34 protein-coding genes are annotated in these 26,251 nt (G+C 48.6%); 14 read left to right on the top strand and 20 right to left on the bottom strand.

The features are described from left to right. Positions 1 to 5 precede the first annotated feature (5 nt). Positions 6 to 1,598: an iron ABC transporter permease gene (locus Q8M75_RS05105; RefSeq protein WP_305486952.1), complete on the bottom strand. Its 1,593-nt coding sequence runs from the start codon at positions 1,596 to 1,598 to the stop codon at positions 6 to 8. A 71-nt stretch (positions 1,599 to 1,669) separates the two neighbouring features. On the opposite strand from Q8M75_RS05105, the gene Q8M75_RS05100 reads away from it, so the two are divergent. The 8 genes from Q8M75_RS05100 (at position 1,670) to Q8M75_RS05065 (ending at position 7,225) form a co-directional block, all read left to right on the top strand. Then, positions 1,670 to 2,740 carry an ABC transporter ATP-binding protein gene (locus Q8M75_RS05100; RefSeq protein WP_371131749.1) on the top strand — a complete coding sequence of 357 codons (1,071 nt, stop codon included), beginning with the start codon at positions 1,670 to 1,672 and terminating at the stop codon, positions 2,738 to 2,740. 65 nt (positions 2,741 to 2,805) lie between these two features. Beyond that, on the top strand, positions 2,806 to 3,144 hold the full coding sequence (locus Q8M75_RS05095) for a c-type cytochrome (protein ID WP_305486950.1): 339 nt from the start codon (positions 2,806 to 2,808) through the stop codon (positions 3,142 to 3,144). Positions 3,145 to 3,188: 44 nt separating this feature from the next. Beyond that, positions 3,189 to 3,452: a hypothetical protein gene (locus Q8M75_RS05090; protein ID WP_305486949.1), complete on the top strand. Its 264-nt coding sequence runs from the start codon at positions 3,189 to 3,191 to the stop codon at positions 3,450 to 3,452. A gap of 66 nt (positions 3,453 to 3,518) precedes the next feature. Continuing rightward, positions 3,519 to 4,496, top strand: coding sequence for a twin-arginine translocation signal domain-containing protein (locus Q8M75_RS05085; RefSeq protein WP_305486947.1), 978 nt, complete (start codon positions 3,519 to 3,521; stop codon positions 4,494 to 4,496). Between the two features lie 53 nt (positions 4,497 to 4,549). Then, positions 4,550 to 5,197 carry an LON peptidase substrate-binding domain-containing protein gene (locus Q8M75_RS05080; protein ID WP_305486944.1) on the top strand — a complete coding sequence of 216 codons (648 nt, stop codon included), beginning with the start codon at positions 4,550 to 4,552 and terminating at the stop codon, positions 5,195 to 5,197. 32 nt (positions 5,198 to 5,229) lie between these two features. Then, positions 5,230 to 6,129, top strand: coding sequence for an oxygenase MpaB family protein (locus Q8M75_RS05075; RefSeq protein WP_305486942.1), 900 nt, complete (start codon positions 5,230 to 5,232; stop codon positions 6,127 to 6,129). Then, complete coding sequence (locus tag Q8M75_RS05070) at positions 6,113 to 6,598, top strand: glutathione peroxidase (protein ID WP_305486941.1); 486 nt, start codon at positions 6,113 to 6,115, stop codon at positions 6,596 to 6,598. Before Q8M75_RS05075 ends, Q8M75_RS05070 begins: the two co-directional genes overlap by 17 nt. Positions 6,599 to 6,880: 282 nt before the next feature. Further along, positions 6,881 to 7,225: a hypothetical protein gene (locus tag Q8M75_RS05065; protein ID WP_305486939.1), complete on the top strand. Its 345-nt coding sequence runs from the start codon at positions 6,881 to 6,883 to the stop codon at positions 7,223 to 7,225. On the opposite strand, the gene Q8M75_RS05060 is transcribed toward Q8M75_RS05065, so the two are convergent. Continuing rightward, entirely contained in the window at positions 7,222 to 7,422 is a 201-nt protein-coding gene (locus tag Q8M75_RS05060; RefSeq protein ID WP_305486937.1) for a hypothetical protein, read from the bottom strand. The two genes, Q8M75_RS05065 and Q8M75_RS05060, sit on opposite strands and share 4 nt — an antisense overlap. Positions 7,423 to 7,449: 27 nt before the next feature. Here Q8M75_RS05060 and Q8M75_RS05055 point away from each other — a divergent pair, with 27 nt between their 5' ends. Continuing rightward, complete coding sequence (locus Q8M75_RS05055) at positions 7,450 to 8,454, top strand: NAD(P)/FAD-dependent oxidoreductase (RefSeq protein WP_305486935.1); 1,005 nt, start codon at positions 7,450 to 7,452, stop codon at positions 8,452 to 8,454. 72 nt (positions 8,455 to 8,526) lie between these two features. Continuing rightward, the gene (locus Q8M75_RS05050; RefSeq protein WP_305488183.1) at positions 8,527 to 9,381 is read left to right on the top strand and encodes a histone deacetylase; all 855 of its coding nucleotides are present in this window, start codon (positions 8,527 to 8,529) and stop codon (positions 9,379 to 9,381) included. On the opposite strand, the gene Q8M75_RS05045 is transcribed toward Q8M75_RS05050, so the two are convergent. The 3 genes from Q8M75_RS05045 to Q8M75_RS05035 all read right to left on the bottom strand — a co-directional run bounded on the left by Q8M75_RS05045 (position 9,354) and on the right by Q8M75_RS05035 (position 12,192). Further along, positions 9,354 to 10,658 (bottom strand): DASH family cryptochrome, encoded by a 1,305-nt coding sequence (locus Q8M75_RS05045; RefSeq protein ID WP_305486932.1) that lies wholly within the window; start codon positions 10,656 to 10,658, stop codon positions 9,354 to 9,356. The two genes, Q8M75_RS05050 and Q8M75_RS05045, sit on opposite strands and share 28 nt — an antisense overlap. A gap of 30 nt (positions 10,659 to 10,688) precedes the next feature. After that, on the bottom strand, positions 10,689 to 11,117 hold the full coding sequence (locus Q8M75_RS05040; RefSeq protein WP_108469544.1) for a DUF2452 domain-containing protein: 429 nt from the start codon (positions 11,115 to 11,117) through the stop codon (positions 10,689 to 10,691). A gap of 76 nt (positions 11,118 to 11,193) precedes the next feature. After that, the gene (locus Q8M75_RS05035) at positions 11,194 to 12,192 is read right to left on the bottom strand and encodes an NAD(P)-dependent oxidoreductase (RefSeq protein WP_305486928.1); all 999 of its coding nucleotides are present in this window, start codon (positions 12,190 to 12,192) and stop codon (positions 11,194 to 11,196) included. A gap of 54 nt (positions 12,193 to 12,246) precedes the next feature. Here Q8M75_RS05035 and Q8M75_RS05030 point away from each other — a divergent pair, with 54 nt between their 5' ends. After that, the gene (locus tag Q8M75_RS05030) at positions 12,247 to 12,396 is read left to right on the top strand and encodes a hypothetical protein (protein WP_305486926.1); all 150 of its coding nucleotides are present in this window, start codon (positions 12,247 to 12,249) and stop codon (positions 12,394 to 12,396) included. A gap of 34 nt (positions 12,397 to 12,430) precedes the next feature. Here the strand turns inward: Q8M75_RS05030 and Q8M75_RS05025 are convergent, their stop codons facing one another. Further along, on the bottom strand, positions 12,431 to 12,562 hold the full coding sequence (locus Q8M75_RS05025; RefSeq protein ID WP_305486924.1) for a hypothetical protein: 132 nt from the start codon (positions 12,560 to 12,562) through the stop codon (positions 12,431 to 12,433). A gap of 288 nt (positions 12,563 to 12,850) precedes the next feature. On the opposite strand from Q8M75_RS05025, the gene Q8M75_RS05020 reads away from it, so the two are divergent. Beyond that, positions 12,851 to 13,999, top strand: coding sequence for a MalY/PatB family protein (locus tag Q8M75_RS05020; protein WP_305486921.1), 1,149 nt, complete (start codon positions 12,851 to 12,853; stop codon positions 13,997 to 13,999). A 9-nt stretch (positions 14,000 to 14,008) separates the two neighbouring features. Here the strand turns inward: Q8M75_RS05020 and Q8M75_RS05015 are convergent, their stop codons facing one another. From Q8M75_RS05015 to Q8M75_RS04955, 13 genes are all read right to left on the bottom strand, one after another. Then, on the bottom strand, positions 14,009 to 14,425 hold the full coding sequence (locus tag Q8M75_RS05015) for a BLUF domain-containing protein (RefSeq protein WP_305486919.1): 417 nt from the start codon (positions 14,423 to 14,425) through the stop codon (positions 14,009 to 14,011). Between the two features lie 305 nt (positions 14,426 to 14,730). Beyond that, a complete protein-coding gene (locus Q8M75_RS05010; protein ID WP_305486916.1) occupies positions 14,731 to 16,113 on the bottom strand; it encodes a PucC family protein in 1,383 nt (460 codons plus the stop codon). Positions 16,114 to 16,205: 92 nt separating this feature from the next. Then, positions 16,206 to 16,409, bottom strand: a complete 204-nt coding sequence (locus Q8M75_RS05005; RefSeq protein WP_108469549.1) for a light-harvesting protein — start codon at positions 16,407 to 16,409, stop codon at positions 16,206 to 16,208. A 9-nt stretch (positions 16,410 to 16,418) separates the two neighbouring features. Continuing rightward, entirely contained in the window at positions 16,419 to 16,571 is a 153-nt protein-coding gene (gene pufB / locus Q8M75_RS05000) for a light-harvesting antenna LH1, beta subunit (RefSeq protein WP_108469550.1), read from the bottom strand. A gap of 234 nt (positions 16,572 to 16,805) precedes the next feature. Beyond that, complete coding sequence (locus Q8M75_RS04995) at positions 16,806 to 16,952, bottom strand: hypothetical protein (RefSeq protein ID WP_305486910.1); 147 nt, start codon at positions 16,950 to 16,952, stop codon at positions 16,806 to 16,808. Positions 16,953 to 16,994: 42 nt separating this feature from the next. Continuing rightward, on the bottom strand, positions 16,995 to 17,696 hold the full coding sequence (locus Q8M75_RS04990; RefSeq protein WP_305486907.1) for a pirin family protein: 702 nt from the start codon (positions 17,694 to 17,696) through the stop codon (positions 16,995 to 16,997). Between the two features lie 25 nt (positions 17,697 to 17,721). Next, complete coding sequence (locus Q8M75_RS04985; RefSeq protein ID WP_305486904.1) at positions 17,722 to 19,011, bottom strand: acetyl-CoA carboxylase biotin carboxylase subunit family protein; 1,290 nt, start codon at positions 19,009 to 19,011, stop codon at positions 17,722 to 17,724. Further along, complete coding sequence (locus Q8M75_RS04980) at positions 19,008 to 19,577, bottom strand: SRPBCC family protein (protein ID WP_305486901.1); 570 nt, start codon at positions 19,575 to 19,577, stop codon at positions 19,008 to 19,010. The genes Q8M75_RS04985 and Q8M75_RS04980 overlap by 4 nt, the downstream gene beginning before the upstream one ends. A gap of 25 nt (positions 19,578 to 19,602) precedes the next feature. Continuing rightward, entirely contained in the window at positions 19,603 to 20,331 is a 729-nt protein-coding gene (locus Q8M75_RS04975) for a cytochrome c biogenesis CcdA family protein (protein ID WP_305486898.1), read from the bottom strand. Beyond that, a complete protein-coding gene (locus Q8M75_RS04970; RefSeq protein ID WP_305486896.1) occupies positions 20,331 to 20,711 on the bottom strand; it encodes a thioredoxin family protein in 381 nt (126 codons plus the stop codon). The genes Q8M75_RS04975 and Q8M75_RS04970 overlap by 1 nt, the downstream gene beginning before the upstream one ends. Positions 20,712 to 20,826: 115 nt before the next feature. Beyond that, positions 20,827 to 21,216, bottom strand: a complete 390-nt coding sequence (locus Q8M75_RS04965; protein ID WP_305486894.1) for a DUF4149 domain-containing protein — start codon at positions 21,214 to 21,216, stop codon at positions 20,827 to 20,829. Between the two features lie 63 nt (positions 21,217 to 21,279). Next, a complete protein-coding gene (locus Q8M75_RS04960) occupies positions 21,280 to 21,903 on the bottom strand; it encodes a hypothetical protein (protein WP_305486891.1) in 624 nt (207 codons plus the stop codon). A 1-nt stretch (position 21,904) separates the two neighbouring features. Further along, complete coding sequence (locus Q8M75_RS04955) at positions 21,905 to 22,507, bottom strand: nitroreductase family protein (RefSeq protein WP_305486888.1); 603 nt, start codon at positions 22,505 to 22,507, stop codon at positions 21,905 to 21,907. 140 nt (positions 22,508 to 22,647) lie between these two features. On the opposite strand from Q8M75_RS04955, the gene Q8M75_RS04950 reads away from it, so the two are divergent. Together Q8M75_RS04950 and Q8M75_RS04945 are read left to right on the top strand one after the other, a co-directional pair. Continuing rightward, entirely contained in the window at positions 22,648 to 23,532 is an 885-nt protein-coding gene (locus Q8M75_RS04950) for a transporter (protein WP_305486885.1), read from the top strand. A 102-nt stretch (positions 23,533 to 23,634) separates the two neighbouring features. After that, positions 23,635 to 24,459 carry a hypothetical protein gene (locus tag Q8M75_RS04945; RefSeq protein WP_305486883.1) on the top strand — a complete coding sequence of 275 codons (825 nt, stop codon included), beginning with the start codon at positions 23,635 to 23,637 and terminating at the stop codon, positions 24,457 to 24,459. 26 nt (positions 24,460 to 24,485) lie between these two features. Here the strand turns inward: Q8M75_RS04945 and Q8M75_RS04940 are convergent, their stop codons facing one another. Then, on the bottom strand, positions 24,486 to 26,189 hold the full coding sequence (locus Q8M75_RS04940) for an amidohydrolase (protein WP_305486881.1): 1,704 nt from the start codon (positions 26,187 to 26,189) through the stop codon (positions 24,486 to 24,488). Between the last annotated feature and the right edge of the window lie 62 nt (positions 26,190 to 26,251).

Here is a 26,251-nt window from a genome sequence, read left to right as displayed (position 1 = left end):
TGTAACTAATAAGCCCTAGTCTTCGACATAGCCTGCGACAACACAATCACTGGAATCAGGCCTGCTAACACAATCGTAAGGGACGGCAAAGCGAGCTCTGATAAACGCTCATCTGCCGCCAATTGGTAGGTGGCCACCGCTAAAGTATCAAAGTTAAATGGTCGCAATAGTAAGGTCGCCGGCAATTCTTTCATCACGTCGACAAAAACAAATAGACCGGCGGTCAACAAACTGCGCTTAAGCAAAGGCAAATGAATTTGCGTCATGGTTTGCCATTGCGACGCCCCTAATAAAGCAGCTGTTCCATCCATCGCGGGTGTAATACGCGATAGCCCCGTCTCGACACTTTGTAAGCTAGAAGATAAAAAGCGAATCAGGTAGGCATAAATTAATACCCATACTGTTGCCGACATAATCCATGCCGAGTCAATTAGACCAAGCAAAGAAAGAATACCGACGGCCAATACTGCACCAGGTAAGGCGTAGCCCAGGCCTAACAGGCGATTGACGGTGCGCATCATGGCGCTCTTAGAAGCTCTAGCAAAGTAAGCTAGAAAAAGTGCGCAAACAACTGAAATAAGCGCGGTCACGCTCGCTAACCAGATGGAGTTGCCAAGCCAGGTGGTGTAACGCGCATCGATCGTAATGCCCTGCTCCCACTGCAACTGCAGCAAGCCCAATACGGGCAATACAAAAGAACATAAAACGGTAAGACCACAAACCGTAAAAGCAAATAAGGCGTTTTTGCCGCTTAGTTTTTTTGCCATCGTTGCACGCGGCACACTGCCTGATGTGGCGTAACGAAGCCGCGCCCGATTATGCTGTTCAATGTAAAAAATAAGGAATACGAAAGCCAATAAGCCCAGTGAGAGCTGCACCGCAGCCAATCGATCACCAAAAGATAGCCAAGCACGAAAAATTCCGGTAGCGAATGTTTGTATGCCGAAATACGATACGGCGCCGTAATCAGCCAAGACCTCCATTAAAGCCAGCGCCATGCCCGCAAAAATAGCGGGGCGAGCCATCGGGAGAACCAGTTTGTAAAAGGCCTGAAAGCCGCTGTAGCCCAGGGTTTCAGCGACCTCAGAAAGGCGTCCACTGCGATCCAAAAACGCAGTGCGTGCGATCAAGTAGACATAAGGGAAAAGGCAAAATGAAAAAGTCCAAATGGCACCACCTAAGGATCTGGGGTCCGGGAAAAACCACAAACGCTCCAGCCCAAATACTTGCCGCAGTCCAGTTTGTACTGGGCCAGAAAAATCCAGCATATCGACAAATAAGTAGGCCATGACATAGGTGGGCACTGCGAGGGGCAAAATTAATGCCCACTCAAAAATACGCTTACCCGGGAACTGGTAATTGGCTACTAACCATGCATTACCTACCCCTAAAACAAAGACGCCAAGCGCTACACCCACTAGCAAAATAACCGTGGATATCAAATAGTCGCCGAGCACAAATTCCCATAGGTGCGCCAAGGTTCCTTGACCCCCGATGCTGGCAGCGCCCGGAATACTCTCTGGAAACAAAAAAGGAACGCCCAAGCCAAGCAATGGCAAGGAGAGCAATAGTGCGATCAGAACAACAATTCGGCTCATTTCGGGGGCGATCGTAAGGGCTAAAACAGTGAATCCGGTGAATTTAACCGGTTAATGCGAAAATTATAGGGATGAATCCAGTTCAACCCCTACTTTCGCTTGAGGAAGTTGAAATTGCCTATCCCAAACCGGATGGCAAGGGCTTGATGCGCATCGTGCATGATCTTAATCTTCAGCTTGAGCCAGGCGGCATTGCCTGCCTGCTAGGGCCATCGGGCTGCGGTAAGTCAACCGTTTTAAGGGCTATTTGTGGCTTTGAGCCCTTACAACACGGTCAAATTAAGTTGCACGACAAGGTGGTTAGCTCCCCCACAGTGAATCTAGCCCCCAGCCAGCGCCGAGTGGGGATGGTATTTCAGGATTTCGCCCTGTTTCCCCATTTGTCGGTAATTGAGAATGTGATGTTTGGTCTTGGCGCCCTTCCCGCAAATCAGCGTCACGCGGTTGCCATGGATTGGCTCGGGAAGGTTTCGCTAGCCAATAAGAGCCAAGCCTATCCACATGAACTTAGCGGCGGCCAACAGCAACGGGTTGCATTGGCAAGGGCAATGGCACCCGAGCCCGATTTAATTCTGCTGGACGAACCCTTCTCCAGTCTTGATGTCGATTTGCGCGAGCGCCTTGCTTCCGAAATGCGTGAGATCTTAAAAAGCAATGGAGTAACGGCACTTTTAGTAACGCATGATCAATTCGAGGCATTCGCGATTGCTGATCACATCGGCGTCATGAATGACGGCAATATTGTGCAATGGGATACACCCTATGATTTGTATCACCAACCGATCAATCGCTATGTAGCCGACTTTATTGGCCGCGGGGTATTTGTAAAGGGCGCAATTCAAGACAATGCCATGGTTGAAATTGAACTCGGCAAACTCAAATTAGACAATGATCACCACGATCCGATTGGCAGAATAGTGGATGTGCTCTTGCGTGCCGATGATATTCAGCACGATGATGCAAGTCCATTACTAGCGGAAGTAATTCGTAAAACCTTTCGGGGTGCTGATTTTTTATACACCTTAAAGCTCGCATCAGGCCAAGAGGTATTTGCGTACGTCCCAAGCCACCACGACCACCACATTGGCGAGAAAATTGGGATTCGCTTGGGTGCGGATCACGTTGTCACATTTTCAGACTAAGTTCAACCAATAATGGGTTGATACATGGGGTTATTGCCTTGCCAAAACCCTGTAAAGTGCTGATTATGATTCCATTCAAATTGAATACTGTCATTAGTACTGGTTTAGCATTTGGTTTACTTGCTATCCCGTTTATCCCTGCGCATGCATCGCCTGATTTAGCCAAACAGAATACCTGTATGGGTTGCCATGCCATGGATCGCAAAGTAGTCGGTCCATCTTATAAGGCAATTGCTGCGCGCTATCAAAGCCAGCCACGGGCGCAAATGGTCGATACACTGGCAACTAAAATCCGGCTTGGCGGTGGCGGTGCATGGGGTGTAGTGGTGATGCCCGCCAATACCAAGATAAGCGAGGTAGATGCCAAAAAGCTTGCTGAATGGATTTTGGATAGCAATAAGTAATCAGCGAATTCAAGCGATCAAATGCAATACCATTACCCTTATTCATGAAGATATTCCTCTACCTACTCCTCTCTCTCGCACCCATCGCAGTTGCGTACACCAAAGCATTTGATGGCACGCGCATTAAAGAGCCCCTGATTGTGGTTTCTTACCTCAGCATCATGCTGTGGTCTGCTCTGTTTTCTACCATTACGCACTCCCTGACTGGAATTGAGATTAAATACTCAATCGCCGTATTTGCACTCGTTTTGGGTTATGGTCATTTTCGTTTGGTGCAATTCTTGGCACAGCGTCGACGTAATAAGTAATAGGGCCGAAGTTTCCTGAGTTAGAAGCCCTGCTGCTTGATTTGCAAAAGCAAAATAGAATGCACCATGGTTCATTTTTCTAGAAGGCAATTTCTAAAACGGCTTCCTGCTGCCGGACTGGCAGTAGCCGCGCCCTCGCTTGCTCTTTTTCCACTGCAGGGATTGGCCTCGGCGTCTACATTTCAGACTCACGATCTCGATTGGTTTGATGATGCCCGTCAGCGCCCTGTGCCCATTCGGCTTTACCAGCCCATTGCATCATCCTCTGCAGCTCCTGTACCGCTTATTATTTTTTCCCACGGCATTGGTGGATCGCGCTTGGGCTATAGCTACCTAGGAAGTTACTGGGCAAGCCATGGTCTAGCCAGCTTACATGTGCAGCACGTTGGCAGTGATCGCTCGATCTGGTTTGGCAATCCGTTTAATTTAGTGTCCCGACTACAAGAAGCAGCGCAAGAACAAGAAGCGCTTGCTAGGGTATTTGATTTACGCTTTGCATTGACACAAATATTGAGTGATTCTCTGGGTCAGGCAATCAATCCAAATCAAATTATTGCTGCCGGGCACTCCTATGGGGCGAACACCACCCTGCTTGCGTCTGGCGCGCGCGTTAGTCGCAATGCCGTTCCAATTGATCTGAACGATCCCCGCATTAAAGCTGCCATCCTGATTTCAGCGCCGCGGTTTTATGGCCAAAATGCAGTGGACTCGATCTTGCAGCCGGTCCGCTTGCCTACCCTGCACATTACGGCCACCGAAGACAATATCCAAATTCCAGGCTACTTTAGCGGCTATCCCGATCGCTTGGCTATTTTTGAAGCCATTGGGAGTGAACGCAAAGCCTTGGCTGTTTTTGAGGGCGGCTCACACAGCATGTTTACGGACCGCACCCGTACCGGGGGCGCGGTTTTAAATCACCAAGTGAAAGAAGCGACCCAGGAGCTCAGTCTTGACTTTATAGCGCAGGTTTTAAACAACCAAGAGTCCGGCATTCCGTCATGGGCCATGCGCCACGAGGCGATTCTATCGAAGGTCGTTTCCTAAGTGGGGTCTGCTGGCCCACTGCAGATTTGCATTAGATCCTGTACATTGCACTTATGACCGATCTCACAAAACCTTTTTGGATTCCCTTGTTTCCGCTGCAAACGGTTTTATTTCCAGAGGGGCTGATTGCGCTCAAGATATTTGAGGTGCGCTACCTCGATATGATGAAGTCATGCTTTAAAAATCAGGAATTCTTTGGGATTGTTGGCATCGAAGAAGGTGCAGAAACACAAGATCCAGCAAAGCCGGACATCCTCTTGTCTGAGTTTGGTACCCTCGCCAAAATCATTGAGTTTGATCCAATCCAGCCAGCTCTTTATATGACCCGCTCTGTAGGGCATGCGCGATTTTCGCTATTGCAATCTAAGCGCGAAAAAAACGGCTTATGGATGGGTGAAGTCCAGTGCGTTGCCGCCGATCCAGAGATCGCGGTTCCGGATGAATTGAGTGACACCGCCCTCCTCCTTTCAGAAATCATTACTTCAGTCCAAAAGCAAGGCCTGAGTGAGAGTCAGCTGCCTTTTCAGGAACCCTATCGCCTCGAAGATTGCGCCTGGGTCTCCAATCGCTTGGCGGAGATACTACCGCTTTCAGTCTCCCAAAAAAATCACCTGTTGATGCAAGACAATCCGCGATTACGCCTTGATTTAATTCATGAGCTACTCGAGGACGGCGTTGATTTAAATTCAACACTCCATTGATCTTCTACAGTTAACTTGGATCAAGGGTCGTGATGGTAGATCTCTTTATTCAGCAAATGGTGCGTCAACTCGTTGGTGGAAGCGGCCCACCTACCGCCTTCCTTACTCCCGCCGGCGATCCTGGTTTACTGGGTCCGGACTCCATGCCATGGGAAGTACATGCTGATTTCATGTCCATGATGATCGGCGGTATTTCATCGCTAGTCTTGCAGGCATTGCATCCCGGTGCCCTTGCTGGGGTCTGGGATCATTCGAGTTTTCGTACCGACTTGCAGGGTCGTCTTGGTCGCACTGCTTTTTTTATCGCCGCTACCACCTATGGTCCGACCGCCATGGCCAATCAGATGATCGACAAGGTCAATCGCATCCATGGGCACATCACAGGCACCGATGAGTTTGGAAAGCCCTACAGCGCCAGTGATCCGCATTTATTAAACTGGGTCCACCTGACCGAAACCAGTAGCTTTATGCGCGCATACCTGCGTTACCGCAATCCCGATTTAGCAAGCGCAGAGATCGATCGCTACTTTGTCGAAATGCGCTGTATCGGAAATAGGCTCGGCGCCATTGATTTGCCGAGCACCGCACTTGCAACGGATCAAGCCATTGCCGCCTATCTACCCGAGCTGCATTACGGCGAACGAGCGCGTGCAATCGTCACACTGCTGGACGAATATCCCAGCAGCCTGCATTCAAGACCATTTGTTCGGCTCGTCAGCAAAGCTGGTTTCCTCAATTTGCCCGACTGGGCATATCCTCTGATTGATCGTAAAGTGCCCTCCGCCTTCGAACGAAACGCCGTTCAATCCGCTATCAACCTGATCGCAAAACCCGTTCGTAAGGCGCTGCAAAACGGGGTAGCTGCCCACTCCTACCGCCGTATTTATGGACTTAATTCCAATAAAGGAAAATCCCATGCTGCCGAACATTAGCCTTACACGATTAAATGGCGCTACCGAACAGATGAACGACTACGCCGGCAAAGTCCTGCTGATCGTCAATGTTGCTAGTCGCTGTGGCTTCACTAGCCAATACGCTGGCCTGCAAAACATCTATACGCAGTTTCAGGATCGCGGATTTGAAGTACTTGCTTTTCCGTGCAATCAATTTGGTGGGCAGGAACCGGGTAGCGCATCTGAAATCGAGCAATTTTGTAGCACGCGCTATCTGACTACTTTCCCGCTGTTTAACAAAACCGATGTCAATGGCGACAATGCCCACCCACTCTTTAAATTTATCAAGCATGCTGCCCCAGGCATTTTGGGAACAGAAGCAATCAAGTGGAATTTCACCAAGTTTTTAGTGGATCGGAAGGGCCAAGTTGTTCGCCGCTATGGCTCGGCAGAAGATCCAGCCAGCATCGCAAAGGACATTCAAAAGGCGCTGCAAAGCCCAGAATAAGGCTACTGGGATTATGGTCTTATGGTGCTCTGCACAAAGGAAATTAAAGGCGTATAGTCGAAATAAGGGTTTTCCCTTAAAAATCGTCTAATTTAACTAGAAAGAGCCTGATGAAACCATTTTTTGCCAACTTCGCATTGATCTTCAGCGCCCTCCTGGCTGGTAGAAAAGCCTTCCTGCGTTATCAAGCAGCACGAATTCGCTAGTTCCCCTAGTATTGCTTGTAGCCAGCTTGCCGACCGCGATTTGGTTTATTCCCGCCATTTTCGTATTGGATACTAAATGCACTCGATCTTGAAAACCCTGGGCCTCAGCATTGCAATCACATGCTTACTCGGCGCTAACCCAGTACTGGCCCAAGGCAATTTGAAACCGCAGGAACGCTATACGCAACAGTGCGTTCAGCAACAACGCACCATTCATCAGCGACTAAGTGACAAGGTGAGTGATGCGGACTTTATTCCGTATTGCAGCTGCGTTGCGAGCGCTTTAGAAAAGAACCTAACCCCAGAGCAATTTCGCGAGCTAGGTGCCAACGTAAAAGGGGCAAAGCCAGCTTGGCTAAAGCAGGCGGAGCAGCAAGCCGGCCGCTCCTGCATCCCATCTGAACCGAAGCTACAAGTCTAGGACTTCGGGCTACTCTGATTATTGGATTGATTGGGAGTTGCCGCTTGGCCATCACGGTTTGCTTCGGTTGCTGAAGTGCTATTCAGCGGCACAAAACTCATCTTCGTTCCATCCCAACGTTGGCCGCACCAACACTCACCTGCTTCGTTGATAATGCAAACGCCGGAACCGCAACACCGCTTATCTAAATTACTCATTTCAGACTCCGCCCATAAAAATACGCCATGGCACTGATTCTACCTAGGATAGAGGAAAAAAGTCAGGTCGCCATCATCGGTGCCGGCCTAGCTGGACTCAGCTGTGCGAGCGCTTTAACCAAGGCAGGAATGCAGGTCAAGGTATTTGAAAAGAGTCGCGGCCTTGCTGGACGCATGAGTACGCGCAAGGGTGACGGCTGGCAATGCGACCATGGTGCGCGCTACTTTACAGCGCGCGATCCCGCCTTTCAGAATCAACTGGCAATTTGGCTTCGCCAGGGAATAGCTGCGCAATGGGATACCCCAATTGGGGTTTATGAAAACCAAGCCTGGCAAAGTAGTAAACCCAGCGATCCCCGCTACGTAGGTACACCGTGGATGACCTCACCCGCCCAGCATTTGGCAAAGCCCCTTGACATCCATCAGAGTCATACCATCACGCAAATCAATCGAGCGCAACAGCAGTGGCTATTGCATACGGCGGAACATGGCTTGCTGGAGTACAAACCCGATTGGGTGATTTTGGCGGTACCAGCACCACAAGCGCTTGCACTCAGCCAAGCAATCGATCCTGCTATTGCCGCCTTGCATGGCCAGGCAAAAACCGAAGGGTGCTGGACCATGATGCTGCGCTTTAATGAAGAGATCATTATGCCGTTTGAAGCCGCCTTTATTAATGAGGGTATTCTCAGTTGGGTAGCGCGTAATAATGCAAAACCCCAGCGCACTGGCGAAGAAGTATGGGTGATTCACGGTCAATCGCAATGGAGCCAAGACCAGATTGACGCCGACCCGCAGACCATTGCCCCACAAATGATTGCAGCGTTTATTGCGATTGGTGGCAAAGCTCCAGCAGAATATTCGATCCACCGTTGGCGCTATGCCAGTAGTGACCCCGCGTATCAGCCGCGCTTCCATTGCGATTTAGAACGCGGCATTGGATATTGCGGCGATTGGTTGCATGGCGGCCGAGTCGAAGGCGCATGGCTGAGTGGCCACGCATTGGCAAATACCATTATCGCCGCGCGTTAAGCTGCTACTTCAGTGAAGGCTTTTTACACCGACCACTTTGTTCTGCCATTACCAGAGGGCCATCGCTTTCCCATGCAAAAGTACCGCTTATTGCGAGAAGCCATTGCAACGCACTCCCAGATTAAATTGATCGAAGCACCATCAGCGAACGATACCCAATTACTTTATGCCCATGCACCAAGCTACATTCAAAAGGTGGTTGCCGGTGAACTCAGCGATCAAGAGCAGCGTGCCATTGGTTTTCCGTGGAGCGAGCGTATGGTCGAGCGCTCTCGGCGCTCAGCGGGCGCTACCATTGCAGCCTGCCAAGCGGCCCTCATCGATGGGGTAGCCGTCAATTTGGCTGGCGGCACCCACCACGCCTACCGCGATCATGGTGCTGGCTTTTGCGTATTTAATGATGCGGCGATTGCTGCGCGCGTGCTGCAAAAGACCCAAGGCAGTGATTTTCGAGTTGCCATTGTTGATTTGGATGTGCACCAAGGCAATGGCACTGCCGCTATTCTAAAAAACGATGAACGTATTTTTACCTTGTCCCTGCACGGTGAAAATAATTTTCCGTTTCAAAAAGAGGAAAGTAATTTGGATGTAGCGCTACCCGATGGGTGCGGCGATGCCGTGTACTTAGATGCCTTAAGTGAGGCGCTGCATACGGTCAAAGTTCATTTTGACCCCCAATTTATCATCTACCTTGCCGGTGCAGATCCCCATGAAAATGATCGCTTAGGTAAGCTTAGCTTGAGCAAGGAAGGAATGTGCAAACGCGATCAACAGGTCTACAACTGGGCTGCAGCCAATGCGCTACCAGTGGCCATTGCGATGGCAGGCGGCTACGGTAAAGACATTAACCTCACTGTCGAGATCCATGCACAAACCATCCTCTCCGCCTTGTGTCTTGATCAGTCGCTTAACCACAATGCGCGATAGCTGCCATTGGCATCGTGGTCTTGGGCTTGTTTTTGCGGATTAAAGCGTCGCCCACCCCGCGGATCAGTGCCCCTGCCAGCAATGTAGAGCCAATTGCCTTGATTGCTATACACATCGTAATCAAGTAACTGAGCCTCAAACCAAGCGGCGCCTGCACGCCAGTCCGAATGCAAATCATAAATAAGATAACTGGCTACTACTTGGCGTAATCGATTCGATAGATAGCCCGTTGCTTTAAGCTCACGCATTCCCGCATCGACAATCGACTCTCCCGTCGTGCCAGAGCACCAATGCTCAAAACCGCGGGCATTGTGGATAGGCTTATCCGATTGATTTAAACCGCTTGCACAATACAGCTGTTTTCCATATTTCAGATGGAGTAGGCGGAAATAATCACGCCAGAGCAGCTCAAACCAAAGCCAATAACTTCCCTCATTGGCGCCCTGCTCTGACTCAAACTGCTTTAGCTCCCGCATGATACTGCGCGCTGAAATACAACCCAAGGCAAGCCATGGGGACAGCTTGCTCGAATAATCAAGACCATGCAATTGATTCCGGGTTGCCTTATACGAATGCGGTAGTGCGCGCCCTAGATACTGCTTTAGATGGGCTACTGCAGTACTTGTACCGCCACGGTAGGCGTCAAGATAATGCGGGAAGGAGCTGTGTGGATGACCCGTGGGTTGAATTGGAGTCTGCACACCTGAAATCAACTCCGATCGCTTGAAATCATTTGGCAGTGGTGGAATATGGCTTGGGGCTAGAACTGGTTCGGCGAAAAGGTATTTTGCTTTTTCAATCTTGTTCCGAAACTGCGTAAATTGATCTGGCATTGCATCGGGGGCGAATGGTAAATCACGCATGGCAATCATGGTTGATTCGAGATCGGCATGTACGGTGAGTCCGGCCTGCCTTAATGCAGTCAGCGCCTGCATTTCCTCGGGTGCCTCAATCACTTCACAGTAGATCGTTTGAATACCAAGGTGATGCGCTAGATTGACGACGAGATCGACGGCGCCGCTGGAGCTAGCCTGGGGCACTTGCAATTCCAGTAGATCTGATCCAAGCTGCTCTAGCTGCTGCTGCAAATCGCGCAGGGCATCGCACAAAAACTGCTGGCGGTGTTCGCTGATTCGCTCAAAGCCCCAGATGAGCGATTCTTGTGGGGCATGCACATAGATCGGGAGCAGAGCGTCCGAGGCCTTGCATGCAGATAAAAAGTTGGGGTTATCTATCAGCCGCAGGTCGGACCGAAACCAATAAAGGGCTGTGTTCACTGCGGCTGCGGTCGCTGTGGAAATAAAAAACTATTCCACTGTTTCTTCGATTTGTTCCCAGGTGCTATCGCCTAGTTTTTTGACCGTCATCAGGTAGTTCCAGTTTGCCGGGATACCGCAGGTCCAATCGTGTGGGCCATTTTGCAGCAGCAAATTGGTTTGATTGCGCTGATCGTAATACAGAAAATAGGTTTTTCCATGGATGGGGTTAAAACCAAATTTAGCGGCATGGACCATTTCAGTAGCGTCAAGGCGAGACTGCAAGGCTTTTGCCTGCTTCATGAGAACGGTGGCCTGCTCCATGATACGGTCATACTCTTGCTTGGCATTTTGGCGGGCGACATTGACTGCCTTGTCTTTTTCTTCGGTTACCTTGATGGGCGCAAAAACAGGAGCGCCCACTTCCATCGGGTACTCAATTCCCGCATGCCGTGCCGGATCCTTATCTTCAATGCGCATCGTCATTCCTAGCTGAGGTAAACCAAAGGACGGATGCCGCCCTTCACAATGAACTGATTATAGTAATTTCAGGCAATTATTGCTGAGCACTACCCTGCCCAGCCTGGATTAAAGAGGCAATATTAGACATGCCTGCCTCGGTCGAATGGTGTCCCAGATAACCCAAGTCACGCTTTGCCCGCTCAATCGAGACCGTAAATGGAAATCCCATCAAACGCACCATTTCGCGCACAATCGGCGGTTTTCCCGGCATCGGCAAATACGTCCAGCCCGTTTCGGTAAAAGCGCCGAGCCACCAAGCCAGCTTTCGTGGAACCGATAAGGTTGGTACCTGAAAGCCACTGACTTCCAGACGCCTGGTCATAAATACTCGAAAATCAACTGGCTCACGATCACTGATATTAAATACACAGCCCGACTGAGTGTGTTGCATTGCGCGTTGCAATGCATCGCATAGGTTGGCAATGGAGCAGCTTGCAAATGGATAATGCCCCTGACTAAACCAGCCAAATTGACCGCGATTCGATGCGGGGCCAATTTCGGTGTCGATACTATCGCCCTTGCCCCAAACAAAACTCGGGCGCAGTACCACTACCCTCATACCTGTTTGTTGCGCAGCCAATACAGATGCCTCGGCAATGGCTTTACTGCGGGTATAGGGCAAATACGCTTGCGATGTAATCGGTGCGGACTCGGTTACATTCAATAGCGCAACGGGCTTACTCATCACGACTGATGCCGCGCTGATGTAAATAAACTGCGCCACCTTTGCTGTTGCGGCCGCGTCTACCAGTGCCTGCGTCAATCTGACATTACTCTGCAGAAGGAGATTGGCTGGAGCGGTTAAATCACGACATCCCGCCGCATGAATCAGCACGTCCATTCCAGCTAGGGCCAAACTTAGCTTGCCGTGGTTTTGTAAGTCACCCTCCCATGCAGAAGCTCCCAATGCGCGGATGGCATCCGCTTGCTTTGCTAAGCGTACTGAACAGGTCACGCTATGGCCAGCGGCCAGACAGTGCTTGAGAAAGTGGCTGCCAATAAAGCCGGTTGCACCAGTAAGAAAGATCTTCACGAGGGTGCTAGCCGCGCTGTATTATTTCCGCTATGAGGCATACCAATCCAAGTCATGAGTGAGTTTGCACCCGTCATCATCATCGAGCTTTTTCTCGTCTTTGGTGGCGTGGTGGTATTTGCTTGGTGGCAATTTCGCGACCTACGCAAGGAGCGCGAAAAGCGAATACGGCTGGAAGATAAGAAAACAGGCAAGAGCGAATGAAATCGCTGTCCTGCCTTACGGCAATAAACTAGATTTAAAAGTTCAGTGCCGAGACGAACCAAGACAGAATGGAGATCGTCGAGAAGATTGCAATGAATGCAATGGCTAATCCACCGTAAATTGTTACCAGCTTGTTTTTTGTTTCGATTGCTTTGCTATTGCTCATTGCATTTCCCCATGGTTAACCGCATTAGGCTTGACGTGCTTTTGCCTTCGCTTCTGTGTCTGCACTTTTTTGACGAAAGTCCACAAGAGGGTGATAGCCCATCTTGTAGCAGGCACAATGCTCGCCCAAAATCCATCGGGCTAACTTAATTCTAAGGGCTTTTACCATCACAGACTACCTTCTCAATTGAAATAATTTGCCAATAGTAGCCTTAAATCGCTTGATTTGCTGCCGTGTTGTATTTTTCACATCAAAATCACTGATTCGACCGCTTAGTACAATCCGTTGATGACCTTTAACTTTGATACTCCAGTCAATCGAAGCCACAGTGACTCGATTCGCTGGGATCGGTACGCCGGTGATGATGTCATACCCTTGTGGGTCGCCGACATGGATTTTCAGTCACCGCCTTGCGTGATGGAGGCACTTGCGAAACGTGTTCAAGATGGTGTTTTTGGCTACACCCATGCGCCCGATAACTTGCGCAGTTCAATTGCGAGTTACTTAGTAGAACACTACCACTGGGAAGTGGATCCCGACTGGATTGTGATTTTGCCCAGCGTCGTTTCTGGGCTTTACACTGCCGTGCGTCAACTGACCAATCCAACGGAACACATTTTAGTTCCGCAGCCGGTCTATCACCATTTACGCCTCGCCTGCGTAGAAGGTCCACGGGCCTACACCGAGATACCCTTGGCGCTCGAACATGATCGCTGGGTTTTGCCATGGCAAGCGCTCGACCAATTTCACCAAACCAATACGAAGTTAGCTTTGCTGTGCAATCCGCAAAATCCAGGCGGAACGGTTTACACCAAATCTGAGCTGCTGCAGTTTGCTGAGTTTTGTGAGGCACGCGATATCCTCATTTGCTCCGATGAAATTCATGCAGGGCTAGTGCTTGATCAGCAAAACCGCCATGTTCCGATTGCTAGCCTTGATCAGCGCATTTCGATGCGCACCGTCACCCTGATGTCACTCAATAAAGTATTTAATTTTCCCGGCATTGGTTTGGCATGGGCTGTTGCTGAAAATCCCCGCTTGCGCGCAGCGATGCAAACCGATTTACACCGCACCATTGCAGAGCCTGGCCTGATGGCCTATACCGCTACTATGGCTGCACTGCGTGATGGGGAGGAATGGCGTCAATCCTTACTGCAATACCTACGGGGCAATCGGGATTATGTTGCGAAGCGGATAGAGACTATGTCCCCACTCACCCTAGCAAAGACCGAGGCCAGTTATTTGGCGTGGATTGATTGCAGGGCGCTCAAATGCGCCGATCCCCATGCTCTATTTTTGAGTTTCGGCTTAGCACTATCGCCCGGCGCTCAATTTAATGCACCGCAATTTGTGCGCCTCAATTTTGGTACGCAGCGCGCACTACTTGCACAAGCGATGGACCGCATGGCCCTAGCGCTGGCATCCATCAAAAGATAAGCAGTTTTATTAACGCTGGATTTCGTGACGCAGGGCAACGAGCAAGGGGTGGTCGCTTGGAAAGTCGCCATGGTCTACTGCAGCCTTCACCTCAGGAAGGCGATTAGCAATTTCTTCGTTCCCCTGAAAGATCATGGTCCACTTGAGAAAACTGCGACGTTCAATGGTTTTGCGGTTAATGAGCTTAACGTTTTTATGGCGATCGTCTTTTTTGATCTTATCCCACAGACGATCGATCGAGTTCGCTGGACCTTCGATCACTTGGCCAAAGCGCTGGTCTTCGAAAATCAAAACCCCAGTAATGCCAAGCGCTTGATTGCGTAAATAGGAGTGATAGAGAAGGCGCATTAATCCCAAAAAAGACATTTCCTCAGCAGGCTCGCTGACGTAGGTCAGTTCAACTAAATCAGATGAGGGCGTTGGCATACTTCACTTTTATTAAGGTATTAACCCATACTACGCACTTAATCTAAAAATGGCAGTAGTCGTAAACCCCCAATGTAATTGCAAGTGGCATGCGCTGCAGACATAAAAAAACCCACTGCATTGAGTGGGTTTTTACTAATACTGGGCTCTGTAAAGAGCTAAATCACCTTTACTTCCACTTGTTGTTTTGATTCATGTCTTTCAAAATAACAACGGTGAATACAACCACCAGCAAAATTGCAAATACAGTTCCGAAACCCATCGTACGCTCCTTATGTTATCCACCTAGCCATTTAAATGCAGTGCTAAGCGGTGTTTGTGGCCAGATTAAACCTGCTTTTTATCAGCGGCAACATGACCACAATGGCTGCCAGTAATAAGACTATTTCAATAATATACACAACAATATAGCCGCCTGCAGCCCCTGCAAGCGGGCTAGCGAGGTCCCGAATCACCCCGCCCAAGGCAATTGCGGTGCCAGCTGCCGTCGCCTGAACTGCGCCCCAGGCACCCAAAGCTAAGCCACTTTGTTTTTTGGGGGCTAGGCGCATGGTGGCGGTGAGCGTTCCATGCCCAAATAAGCCACTACCAAAGCCAATTAATAGGATGCCAACTGCAAACAAAGTGGGCGACCCCAAGGGGGCGGCCAAAATCACCGCTAAAAATGCGGGTAGGCCAACAAATGCGCCATTCATTGCCATCCGAAATGCATCGTACCCTTTGCCCAAGACATGCGATGCCAAGGCAAAACCAAATAGTCCACCAATGGCCAGGGTTGCGGTCAGCGAGGTGGTTGCACCTACGCTCATATTCAGTATTTCGCCGCCGTAGGGCTCGAGCAAAATATCTTCCATCGTGAATGCCATGGTCCCCAGACCCACCGCAAGCAAACGCCGAATCGCATGATTGCCTTTGCAAAAGATACCCCACGATTCTGAAAAACTAACATTTACTTCCCGCGCCGCTACTTTGGCGCGATCGCGGCACTCTTGTTTCCACAATGCCACCACATTGAGCACCATGATCACAATAGCGGCGCCTTGAATCACCTGAATTAAACGCCCTGGGCTGTACTCGGATAAAAGCTCACCAAAAATCAGTGCGCTGGCAATCATGCCGACGAGCATCATCACATACATTAATCCAACTACTTTAGGTTGCGACTCTTCTTTAACGAGATCATTGGCCAAAGCCAATCCAACGGTTTGTGTAATGTGCACGCCCGCGCCGACGAGCAGAAAAGCCACTGCAGCGCCCAATTGCCCTATCCAAGCAGGTGCATTACTAGACTGCCCCGCTCCAGACAAAACCAGGAGCGCAAACGGCATGATCGATAGCCCACCAAATTGCAACATCGTGCCCATCCACATGTAGGGTACTCGGCGCCAACCCAGATGGGATCGATGGGTATCGGACCGGTAGCCAATCAGTGCGCGAAAAGGGGCAAACAGCAAAGGCAAAGAGATCATGATCGCCACCAGCGATGCTGGAACTTTTAGCTCAACAATCATCACGCGGTTGAGGGTTCCAACCAGCAAAACCAACATGATCCCAACCGAGACCTGGAATAAAGATAAACGCAACAAGCGCGAGAGTGGGAGATCATCGGTCGCCACGTCGGCGAACGGCAAGAAGCGGGGTCCGAAGTGAACCCACGTATCAATTAATTTTTGACTAATGCGTTTCATAGTGCAGAACCAAGGCTGTCCTGCCTGAATTTAAATGGCTGTAAAAAAGGGTCGTGCCACATGCTGCCAGACCCTTTTTCACAGACCAATCACTACTTTTTCGCCACAGGCGCCGCGGGTGCGGCTGCTGGAGCGCCAGCTTGTACGCTGGCATTACCATTCAAAAATGCTTTGACCCAAGTTGTATTGTTCAAAATCATTGTGTGAACGGCAAATGAACCGACAGCTACTGCCCCGATGATAAGAGGAAGACCAACCGTTGGTTTAACTACGCACCACATTTTTCCGTAGATCATGTCATCTCCTTATTTCAGCCAAGGTGAATAGATGTAGGCCAGCAAATGGGCAAATGCTGCAATCATGCCAAAAAACTGTGTGCCTTGAATCAGGCTTCGATGCAACTCCTGAGACTCGTCTTCGGTAAGGCCAGTAGGCCAAACCTTGTTTGCGTCTGACATAGTGATATCTCCTAGCTCGACTTCAATACCCGTGCCAATCCTGCACGTCGGATTTATTTATGGGTACCCATAAATACATCCGACTAAGTAAATTAAAATTTACATAGACGAATGTCACAATATATTTACAATATAAGCAAAAAAAGTCAATTTATTTATAGGGTTATTGCTTAAATTCATAATAATCAATGACTTACAGAATATAAGTCAATGCAGTGCAGCAAGCGCTGAAACCTATTTAGGCTGCTCTTCCTGTCGTTGCCGTTCTTCTTTTTCTAGTTTTCGAAAGGCATAAATCAAGTACAACTTCACCAGCAGCATCGCCGCTATGGCAAAGCCAATCAGGTAAGCAATAAAGCGATAGAAATTAAAGTCGTCCATTACAAAAGAGTTATTTCATCATTACGCAGCGCATGACCAGTATTACGGCAGCAAATCAAACACCAAGACTTCCGCATTTACACCGTGCTCGAATACAAGCATGTCCTCACCCTCGAGCATTAATGCATCTCCCGCCTGTAGCTTCTGACCCTGCACCATCAGCTGCCCGGCAATCAGGTGAACATATGCTTTGCGTTCAGGGCCCATCTGCAGCTTAGCCGTTTCGGCACCATCAAACAAGCCTGCATAGATTTTTGCATCGGCATTGATACGGACTGAATCATGCGCGCCATCATGCGATGCGATTAAGCGTAAAGTACCTCGCTTAGTGGCAGGTGAAATGGTCTTTTGCTCATACCCGGGCTCAACCCCTTTCTTCAGAGGCTCAATCCAGATTTGTAAAAAGTGGGTTTCTTGATTTGGGGCGTGATTAAACTCACTGTGCTCAACACCCGTTCCTGCACTCATGCGTTGCACATCCCCCGGTGGAATGCTTTCGACATTGCCCATACTGTCTTCATGCGCCAATGCGCCCGAAAGGACATAACTCACGATCTCCATATCGCGATGACCGTGCTTACCAAAACCTCGGCCAGCTGCAACCCGGTCCTCATTAATGACACGCAAATTACCCCAGCCCATAAATTGTGGGTCGTAATAGTTGGCAAATGAAAATGAATGAAAGCTCTTGAGCCAACCGTGGTCGGCGTAGCCACGGTCACTGGATTTGCGTAGGTGCATCATGGGCATTTCCCCTTATCTTTAAGAATTATGGTTGCTGTGCCTTGCAAATAGGATCATCCCGATACAGTTTTTTGCAGATATTCTGAAACCGATCAAATAAATCGCTTCTACTCAAACCGCCTATATTGAGGACGGCATAGCGATAGCTTCCAAGCCATTTTATCTCGCGATCCAAGCTAGCGCCTTTTTTGTAATACAGCATCAAGCTAGCATCTGGATAAGGGGCTAGGGCCTTGGCTAACTCACTCTTGCTGGGAAGATGTTGTGTCAGTAGCTTTTGGAATGCTCGAAAAATAAAGCTAGCTGCCGAAGTAAAACGCCCCCGCCCTCGAATGACCTCAGGCTGATCGCCTACCGCCAAGGCAAAGAGCATGCCATAGGGCTGACACCCGTCTACCCGCTCATATAAATTGCTCAATTGTGAGGCCATGCGTGGGTTAATTTCAATGATCTTTAATCGATCGGTTTTTTGCTCATAGATAAACTCAATATTAAAAAAACCGTGTCGGTAACCGAGTCCTTCTAGCACCTTTCGAGTAATCGCTTTAGCACGATCTTGCACTGAGGCTTCCAACCGAGAGGGGTATTCAAAGCGCATAAATGCTTGGGTTTCTGGGTACATGACCTCATCGATAACCCCCAAGAAAAACACCTCGCCATCACTACAGTAGCCATCAATATTGATTTGTTCCCCTCGCATGATTTCCTCAGCCAATAAGCCATTCGGATCGACTTGCATTGGTGTAAACAAGGGCATGATCTCAGCAAAGGGCTTGACTAGCCTGCGTATCAAGAATTCCTCAAACAGGTTAAATTTTAAGTGCCGTACTAAGGTCGCTTCATTATCAATTTGCTTAGCCAATACCGAATAAGTCGCCTTAATCGGCTTAATAAAAAAGGGATAGGTCATATCCAATGGATTCTGGGGATCGAATGGATAAGGGATATAGCTAAAACGGGGCACTGCCTCAGGGACAATTTTTTGCTGCACTAAACGACCATAGAACTTATGTTGGCAGGCGATGATAGCTAGTGGATCATTACCAGGCAAGCCGAGGCGCTGAGCCAATACCGCCGCAATTAAAGTGCCAAATTGCTCATGATTACTAACGACACCATCCAATCCAATGGCGCGATATTTTCGCTCTAATTTTTCAATGTAGCGAACCGCATTAAATCCGAGTAACTGCGCGTTTTCTGGGAAGCGAAATAAATCAAACCCTTCATAGAAAAACTGATACTGCTCAGAATACTGTTGCGCCTGTAGCGCCAGCTGATCCCAATCTTTAGCGAAAAGAATCAGTATTTTCTTCATTTGCATTGATCGGGAATGATGCCCATTTTACTGTTGGCACGCAGCGCCATTTTTTCAAAGCGCTTTTGAATCCGCCCGTTCATAAAGTGCTCAATCACAAACATGGGAATGGCTGAATCGGGTAGCAAAAAGGCGTTATAGACAAACAGTGTGCCACCCGTACTGGGCTTTAAACGCCATGAGCCGCGATATTCCTTAAAGTAGCCCTGAATTTGCTTCAAATCCATTCCAGTCATGGGGTACTCTGTGTAATCAATAATGGACTCAAAGCGGGTCGAGAAAAACAGTACTTTATCTTCCACTTGCTGCTCAACGCGGACTGTATTTTCATTCAAGCGCGTGACTTTACTGGACTGAATCCCCTCCGAAGGCATGCTGTCCGAAAAATCAGTTAGCAGTACATATGACTGGCACTGGCTTAATGGCGCAAAGTAGCTTGCGTTGACTTCAAAACCCCCATTGGCCCGTGAAACCTGAATAGCAATCGAGCTATCCACATTACTGGCATGGGTTGCGCCACCCAAAATAGAAAGGCCAATCCATAGTCCTCTCAATAGCCACGTCATTTAGGCGCTCGATTCTGATAAGGCGTTAGAAAGTTGTTGTCAAATCAGTCAGCCACGCTGGCGAATGCTTTAGCAAGAAAGATTCAAGTTGCTTATCTTGGCCTGTGATGACCAGCAAGCTAATCATCATTAAAAATCCACCTAGCAGTTGCTTGCCAAACTTACCTGCATTGCCCAGCTTTCCTTTGGCCTTCATCATGGCGCCACGGGATAGCATTCCTAGTAGGGCCAATGGCAAGCCGGCTCCTAAGCCAAATATGGCCATGACAAACACAATTTTGCCTAAATCCCTACCTTGGCTCGCCAAGGTAATGGCAGCGCCCAATGTGGGTCCTACGCAGGGCGTCCAAACCAAGCCCAATAGAATTCCGATTAAAAACTGCCCAAGTAGACCATCGATGGTCACCTTGGATAACAAAGAATTACCAGTTCCACTAATGCCCGACATCGCAACAGCAAAGCGCTCCTGCAATTGGCTAGAAATAAGCACAATACCAATGATGCCCATCACAACCGCGGCAAATAAACGAAAGCTATCCTGTGCCAATCCGATACTGGATCCAATGCTAGCTAAGCCTGTGCCGATAACTGCGAAGGATGCTGCTAAACCCCCTGCAAGAGCAAGCGGCCCAAACCGATGCTGATTTGCAGCAGCGCCAATAATAATGGGAATTAAGGGGAGAACGCAGGGTGATAGTGTCGATAAAACCCCGGCTAAAAAAGCAAAGAGGAAAGATCCAAGACCAAAATCCACTAAATTGCCTGGCGCGTTAATTTAGACAACGCAGCCTCTTTCGTATCGCCCGTAGCGCGTGCGACTTCTTTGCCATTTTTATAAACAATGATCGTACTTTGCGAGCGCACGTTGAGGGCTTTTAAAAGGTCTTTTTGATTGTCATAGTCAACCTGATAGAACACAACGTTTTTGTAATCAGGGTCTTTCATGAAATTCGCCAACACTTTATCCTGCTTTTTGCAGGTTGAGCACCAATCTGCGTGGGTTGATATCACCGCTGACTTGCCCTGCTTTTCGATATCTGCCAGCTCAGTCGCGGTAATCGGTTGGCCTGCAGCAAATACTGCGGATGAGAATAAAAGAATTCCTGTAAACATCGCTTTGAGAAGTGTTTTCATTTTTTTAATCCTATACGTTAGAGGCAGCAAGAGCTATCACTTTTTGATAAATAAAAATCATGGCCTAATAATCTTAGTTTAAATACGCTCATTTGGCAGCATTTAATTGATCTGATTAGGCTGTTACCCACAATACATAAATAAAAATACCCAACTGCAGCACATTGATCACCACGCTCAGTCCATGCAAAAGACCAAAACGCTTCTTGTCTTTATTGTCTGACGCTTTATTGATCGCAGGCGTAAGAATGAATTGCGCTATCGCAAAAAGAACCGCGCATATAAACGTCAAGCTACTAATCAATGCATCGTTGGCCAGCAAGGAAGAAGCAATGCAGGCGAAGCACATAAAGGCGTAGTATTTCGGGAAAAAACTCCGCACATACTTACTAGACCATTCGGCTGGCAACACCTTAAATACGGTGGGCGCAACTGCAATCGTAAAGAACACCATGATGCCGACCATGGCTGCAACAATGTAGAGGCTAATTAAGTTGAGTGACATAGCTGCTTTTCGTTAATGGGTTAAAAATAAAAATAGTGCTGTAAAAAAAGACGGGGCTAGCTATTAATCAGGCTTTTTCAGATCAATCTGCGCCGTCATCTTGCCCGCAAAAACCATATCCAATTGCACACCGTCATTTCCCCGCACCACCTGAATGCCTTCTTTCTCAGACGGGGCGGTTTTTTCTACAATCAACATATTGCTAGGCCAGTCCACGCGTATTTTTGCCGCCATAGGCAAATAGCCATCCAAATAGCGGCGCATCAGAGGGCCGGCATTTAAGCGATACTGGCCTGCCCCCACCTGATCCAAGGCTTTGGATTGCAGATCAATGCAAATCGATGCGCCACGCTCAACGTCAGTTAAAACCACTTGATTATTCTTCACTTCAGCTGAGGCCATTCTATCAATACTTTTGACTGCAATTGCTTGAATACGGTTTGGATTAAACACAATCACCACCTTGCGGATGGGGTCGAGCTGGTAGTGGCATGTTGCAATCTGCACACTACCGCTCTCCAAACTGGCGGCGGTAATCTTGACCCGAGACTCGTACGAGTAGGCACCAGGATCGGGGCGCTCTTTCAGGTATTTAATCTGGCCTTCCGCAGCAATATCCGAGAACTCCAGCGCGAATGCGGACGCACTACAGAACAGCAGAGTGGCTAAGGACAGGCTTTTGAGCATATTAAAAATGATTGTCGATCACCATTTCTGATTTAGGAATGAATCCGGGCTTGGGCCATGCCGCCTGAGTTCCTTTACCAATCACCAGCATTGCGGCAACTGCATAGTCTTTTGGCAGATGAATGAGTTCAGCAACCTTCTTAAAATCGAAACCGACCATTGGGCATGAGTCATACCCCATCGCCTTTGCTGCCAACATCATGGTTTGCAATAGGATACCGGCAGAGCGCATGGCTTCATCGCGCTGCAACTGCTCATTGCCAGAATAAAATGGATTAATCCATGGCACCAAGATGTCTTGCGCAGCCTTAGGCGCATTTACCCAATAACGCGCAGGATCTTTATCCCATGCTTTGATATCAACGGTCACCACAAACAAGAGAGAGCCATCGGTGACCTGTGCCTGATCATGAGCTGCTGCACGCAACTGCACTCGCAAGGCCTTATCTTTTACATTGACTAAGCGCCAGTGCTGAATATTGAAGGAAGATGGAGCTTGCATCGCTAGATCAATTAAAGCATCGGTTTCAGCAGGGGTAATTTGGTGCGTAGCATCAAAGTGCTTCACTGCTCTACGCTGACGGATGGCATCAAGTGTGTTCATATGGCTCCTATTAATTTTTGGTAACAGCCTACTGTAATAGAAATTGCAAAAATAGGATGGTTTGCACTCCAAATCCGATCCTAAACAACTCATGGTGGCTTTTGACTAACCTAGCTACCCGATTCAGTAGAATGGAGTCGATGAAAAATGCAGCTTATTTACTCCTTTTAAGCGCTTTAAGCGGCCTGTCACGGCATGCCTTGGGCATTGACCTGCAGCCGGGTGACATTGTTGCTCCACCACCCAATATTAATGCGGTAACCATATCCTACGTCAACAGCCAAAATAATGACCTATTTCGGAACGGCGTCAACACCGGCCAGGATCCCAAGCTCGAAAGCAATGCTGTATTTTTACGGTTAACGCACACTTACACCATTGGCTCGCTGCCGGCCGTCACTTACCTACAAACCGGAACTGGCGCCCTCTCAACCGATGGCTCCCTTGCAGCCTTTCCGGGCAGCAAGGGCATGACAGACTCCGCCATTGTGACGGCAATTTGGCCCTACGCCAATCATGCCACTCGGACATATTTTGGAGTTGCCGGATATCTTTATTTACCTACGGGTGAGTATTCCAATGCCAAGGCCTTTAATCTAGGCAGCAATCGATATGCGCAAGCATTACAAATGGGCTACCAGCGCCCTATCAGCAAAAATATCGATGCTGCAGTTGCCGTCGACTCCACCTGGTTTGGTGCCAATAGTGCATGCGCTGCAGCCTGTTTATCCAATCAAAATCTGCAGCTTACGCAAAAACCCTTGTATACCGCCCAAGCCGGACCCATTTACCGGATTAATCAAACCTATACGGTAGGGGCAACGTATGTCTACGTTACCGGCGGTGAAACTGCATGGAATGGAGTGGAGCGCAACAATACCCTCGTTACCCAGCGCTATTTCGTCAGTGGCGTAGCCCACACGCGCGTCGGTCGATTTACTGTTCAATACGGCAACGACATTACTACGATGAATGGTTTCATGGAAAGCAATCGTCTTGTTGTGCGTTATGCCAAGGCATTTTAGGCATCCATAACACGCACCCATCGATTTCAAGCCGCAGCAAAAGTTACTTTTATAATTTATTCCTAACTGTAACTTGAAGTGTTGAGTCCTGATGAGGCTTAGTTGAGCAAAACTCTATTTAAGATTGTTGTACTCATTTCATCCGCCCAGCTAATGGTTGGATTTGCATTTGCATCAGAAGATGAAAACAAGTTTTCATCTCGGTTTGAAAATATCTCAGAGCAATATGATCGGGATCGCATTTTAGAGTTTTGGGGCTACCATGACTCGCAAGGAAGTGAGGTCTACAACAACACCATTCGGCTACGCTACTATCAGCCCCTGAACATCCATCGCTTTAATGGCACTTTGCGTCTGGATACATCGTATGTGCGGGCATACGGCCCTGGCATCCCCATCAGCTCCTCTGATCGCTACAGCGAAGGCAATACAATGCTCACCTTTTGGGGAAACCACCCCAACTTCCTACCAAGATGGGGCGCAAATTTAGGTGCTCGGGTCATTTTTCCTTTTGGCAATAACGGCCAGTGGGCAGCTGGGCCTCAGATTGGCGCTAGCTTTAGGCCCAAGGGGAATAACCCCTTAGAGATTACAGACTTCTCACCCCTGGCGCGCTATATGTATGGCTTTGATACGAAAAGCAATTCGTTTCAAGTAAATCCCAATCAGCCATCATTGATACGCAATCTCCAACTCTTTCCCACCGTTGGATTTCGATTAAGTGCCAATACACAACTGCGACTATGGGATGAAAATGGCGCAGTCTTTAACTCTGCTGGTGGGGGCTGGTTTATTCCCATTGATGGCATGGTGACGCACCGCGTGAACAAACACTTTTTATTTGCAGTTGGCGCAAGCAAGCAAATTGTCCAATCGTATCTTCAATACGATTGGTCTGTTTATAGCAAGGTGTCATTCAATTTTTAAAACCTCGCCGCTTAACTATAGAAGCCTTACCAAGTCTGCTTTTTGCCGTCTACCCAGGTTTCTTTAACCTTAATATCCCGAATATCTGCAGCCGGAGTGGTACGCGGATTTTTTTCTAGTACGACAAAGTCGGCTTGCTTGCCTACTTCTAGGCTGCCCACCTTATTGTCAGCAAAAATTTGGTATGCCGCATCAATAGTGACAGCACGAATGGCATCATCGACACTAATGACTTGGTCTGGGCCCAATACTTTTTTGGGTGATAACTGCCATACGCGAGTAACTGCTTCGGTTATGTAATTGAGGGGGCCTACATTCGAAACCGGTGTATCGCTGTGCAATGTGAATTTTCCACCTAAACGTTTGATTTCGCCGGCGGGATCAATGCGCTTGGCTCGCTCTGGCCCAATAATAAAGTTATCAAATGCCGATCCCCAATAATGCACATGCCCAATCGTAAAGCTAGGAACCACACCAAGCTGCACTGCTCTCTTGGTCTGAGATTCATTATTTACAGTGAAATGCTCAATCCGCAAACGGCGATCTTGCGGCTTCGGATTGCCCGCTAGTAATTTAGAGTAACTATTCAGTGCTTGTTCAATTGCCTTATCGCCATTGGAGTGCGTTGAAATCTGCCAACCCTGATCAAAGTAAGACTTCATCGAGGCTTGGATATCAGCATCTCTATAATTAAGGGCGCCGCTCCACTTTGAGCCCTTTGGGTAAGTGTAGGGATCATTTAAAGCTGCAGTTAAGCCCTGGGTTGATCCATCCGAGATGTATTTAATCCCAATAAAACGCAACATATCATCGCCATCATTGGGTTTGATGGTCTTATAGCCTTCTGGCAAAGCCTGACTGAAGAGATAGCCACGCATGCGAATAGGGGATGCATTCTTTGCAAAGATTGCCCGATAAATTGCAATCTCTTTATCCACCCCGAAATTGCCGCCAACACTCATCTCGGAGGCCGTGGTTACTCCCGTTGCTGCAAACCGCTTCATCGTTTGCTGGATAGCGCCAAACAATTGCGCCTCGGTTGGCACTGGCATCTTTGCCATAAATGCTAAGTAAGAAGGTGGCTCAACCAATTTTCCCGTCAGCCTTCCTTGTGCATCCTTCACATAAATCCCGCCACCGGCAGGGTTCGGGGTCTTATTCGTAATGCCAGCAAGTTCGATTGCCTTGTTATTCACATACCCAATATGGCCCGATTGATTGACAATAAAAATGGGTACGTCTTTAGATACTTTATCTAAATCATCTGCCGTAAGTTCTGACATAAATGGACTTGTGCGCGATGGATCTACCCCAAAACCAAAAAGCCAACCCCCGGGCGGAATTGTCTTGAGATGCGCTTTCATTTTTGCAATGAGGGTCTCTTTAGTGTCGTAGGGCAGGGTAAAGTTACTTAAGTTAAGTCCAAGGCCCTCAAATACTGCAGTCACCATAATATGAACGTGGGGCTCGACAAAACCAGGCATCAGGGTCTGCCCCTTTAAATCAATGACCTGCGTTGTCTTGGATTGCCAGTCTTTGGTGATCGCATCCTTTGTGCCCAGCGCAACAATTTTCCCACCCTGCACAGCAATTGCCTGCACCTCTTCATTCTTTGCATTCACGGTAACCACCGGGCCGCCATAAAAAATCGTATCGGCATTGCCTTTGGCAAGCGCAAATCCGCATTGGGCCAAGAGGGCGAGCGCAAGGAATTGAGAAGCGATTTTCATGATGACTCTCTAGAATTGAATAGTCTTATTTTAGACATAGAAAAACGATCTTTGGCTTATTT

It is taken from the genome of Polynucleobacter sp., from assembly GCF_030693775.1.
GTDB lineage: Bacteria > Pseudomonadota > Gammaproteobacteria > Burkholderiales > Burkholderiaceae > Polynucleobacter.
The sequence above is the reverse complement of the archived record's forward strand: the minus strand, read 5'-3'. Positions and strand labels throughout refer to the sequence as shown.

Excerpts from the sequence above, each read along its gene's own strand:
- Q8M75_RS05105 (WP_305486952.1), bottom strand. The coding sequence starts at position 1,598 with ATGAGCCGAATTGTTGTTCTGATCGCACTATTGCTCTCCTTGCCATTG.
- Q8M75_RS05100 (WP_371131749.1), top strand. The coding sequence starts at position 1,670 with ATGAATCCAGTTCAACCCCTACTTTCGCTTGAGGAAGTTGAAATTGCC.
- Q8M75_RS05095 (WP_305486950.1), top strand. The coding sequence starts at position 2,806 with ATGATTCCATTCAAATTGAATACTGTCATTAGTACTGGTTTAGCATTT.
- Q8M75_RS05090 (WP_305486949.1), top strand. The coding sequence starts at position 3,189 with ATGAAGATATTCCTCTACCTACTCCTCTCTCTCGCACCCATCGCAGTT.
- Q8M75_RS05085 (WP_305486947.1), top strand. The coding sequence starts at position 3,519 with ATGGTTCATTTTTCTAGAAGGCAATTTCTAAAACGGCTTCCTGCTGCC.
- Q8M75_RS05080 (WP_305486944.1), top strand. The coding sequence starts at position 4,550 with ATGACCGATCTCACAAAACCTTTTTGGATTCCCTTGTTTCCGCTGCAA.
- Q8M75_RS05075 (WP_305486942.1), top strand. The coding sequence starts at position 5,230 with ATGGTAGATCTCTTTATTCAGCAAATGGTGCGTCAACTCGTTGGTGGA.
- Q8M75_RS05070 (WP_305486941.1), top strand. The coding sequence starts at position 6,113 with ATGCTGCCGAACATTAGCCTTACACGATTAAATGGCGCTACCGAACAG.
- Q8M75_RS05065 (WP_305486939.1), top strand. The coding sequence starts at position 6,881 with ATGCACTCGATCTTGAAAACCCTGGGCCTCAGCATTGCAATCACATGC.
- Q8M75_RS05060 (WP_305486937.1), bottom strand. The coding sequence starts at position 7,422 with ATGAGTAATTTAGATAAGCGGTGTTGCGGTTCCGGCGTTTGCATTATC.
- Q8M75_RS05055 (WP_305486935.1), top strand. The coding sequence starts at position 7,450 with ATGGCACTGATTCTACCTAGGATAGAGGAAAAAAGTCAGGTCGCCATC.
- Q8M75_RS05050 (WP_305488183.1), top strand. The coding sequence starts at position 8,527 with ATGCAAAAGTACCGCTTATTGCGAGAAGCCATTGCAACGCACTCCCAG.
- Q8M75_RS05040 (WP_108469544.1), bottom strand. The coding sequence starts at position 11,117 with ATGCGCATTGAAGATAAGGATCCGGCACGGCATGCGGGAATTGAGTAC.
- Q8M75_RS05030 (WP_305486926.1), top strand. The coding sequence starts at position 12,247 with ATGAGTGAGTTTGCACCCGTCATCATCATCGAGCTTTTTCTCGTCTTT.
- Q8M75_RS05025 (WP_305486924.1), bottom strand. The coding sequence starts at position 12,562 with ATGAGCAATAGCAAAGCAATCGAAACAAAAAACAAGCTGGTAACAATT.
- Q8M75_RS05020 (WP_305486921.1), top strand. The coding sequence starts at position 12,851 with ATGACCTTTAACTTTGATACTCCAGTCAATCGAAGCCACAGTGACTCG.
- Q8M75_RS05015 (WP_305486919.1), bottom strand. The coding sequence starts at position 14,425 with ATGCCAACGCCCTCATCTGATTTAGTTGAACTGACCTACGTCAGCGAG.
- Q8M75_RS05010 (WP_305486916.1), bottom strand. The coding sequence starts at position 16,113 with ATGAAACGCATTAGTCAAAAATTAATTGATACGTGGGTTCACTTCGGA.
- Q8M75_RS05005 (WP_108469549.1), bottom strand. The coding sequence starts at position 16,409 with ATGATCTACGGAAAAATGTGGTGCGTAGTTAAACCAACGGTTGGTCTT.
- pufB (WP_108469550.1), bottom strand. The coding sequence starts at position 16,571 with ATGTCAGACGCAAACAAGGTTTGGCCTACTGGCCTTACCGAAGACGAG.
- Q8M75_RS04995 (WP_305486910.1), bottom strand. The coding sequence starts at position 16,952 with ATGGACGACTTTAATTTCTATCGCTTTATTGCTTACCTGATTGGCTTT.
- Q8M75_RS04990 (WP_305486907.1), bottom strand. The coding sequence starts at position 17,696 with ATGATGCACCTACGCAAATCCAGTGACCGTGGCTACGCCGACCACGGT.
- Q8M75_RS04985 (WP_305486904.1), bottom strand. The coding sequence starts at position 19,011 with ATGAAGAAAATACTGATTCTTTTCGCTAAAGATTGGGATCAGCTGGCG.
- Q8M75_RS04980 (WP_305486901.1), bottom strand. The coding sequence starts at position 19,577 with ATGACGTGGCTATTGAGAGGACTATGGATTGGCCTTTCTATTTTGGGT.
- Q8M75_RS04970 (WP_305486896.1), bottom strand. The coding sequence starts at position 20,711 with ATGAAAACACTTCTCAAAGCGATGTTTACAGGAATTCTTTTATTCTCA.
- Q8M75_RS04965 (WP_305486894.1), bottom strand. The coding sequence starts at position 21,216 with ATGTCACTCAACTTAATTAGCCTCTACATTGTTGCAGCCATGGTCGGC.
- Q8M75_RS04960 (WP_305486891.1), bottom strand. The coding sequence starts at position 21,903 with ATGCTCAAAAGCCTGTCCTTAGCCACTCTGCTGTTCTGTAGTGCGTCC.
- Q8M75_RS04955 (WP_305486888.1), bottom strand. The coding sequence starts at position 22,507 with ATGAACACACTTGATGCCATCCGTCAGCGTAGAGCAGTGAAGCACTTT.
- Q8M75_RS04950 (WP_305486885.1), top strand. The coding sequence starts at position 22,648 with ATGAAAAATGCAGCTTATTTACTCCTTTTAAGCGCTTTAAGCGGCCTG.
- Q8M75_RS04940 (WP_305486881.1), bottom strand. The coding sequence starts at position 26,189 with ATGAAAATCGCTTCTCAATTCCTTGCGCTCGCCCTCTTGGCCCAATGC.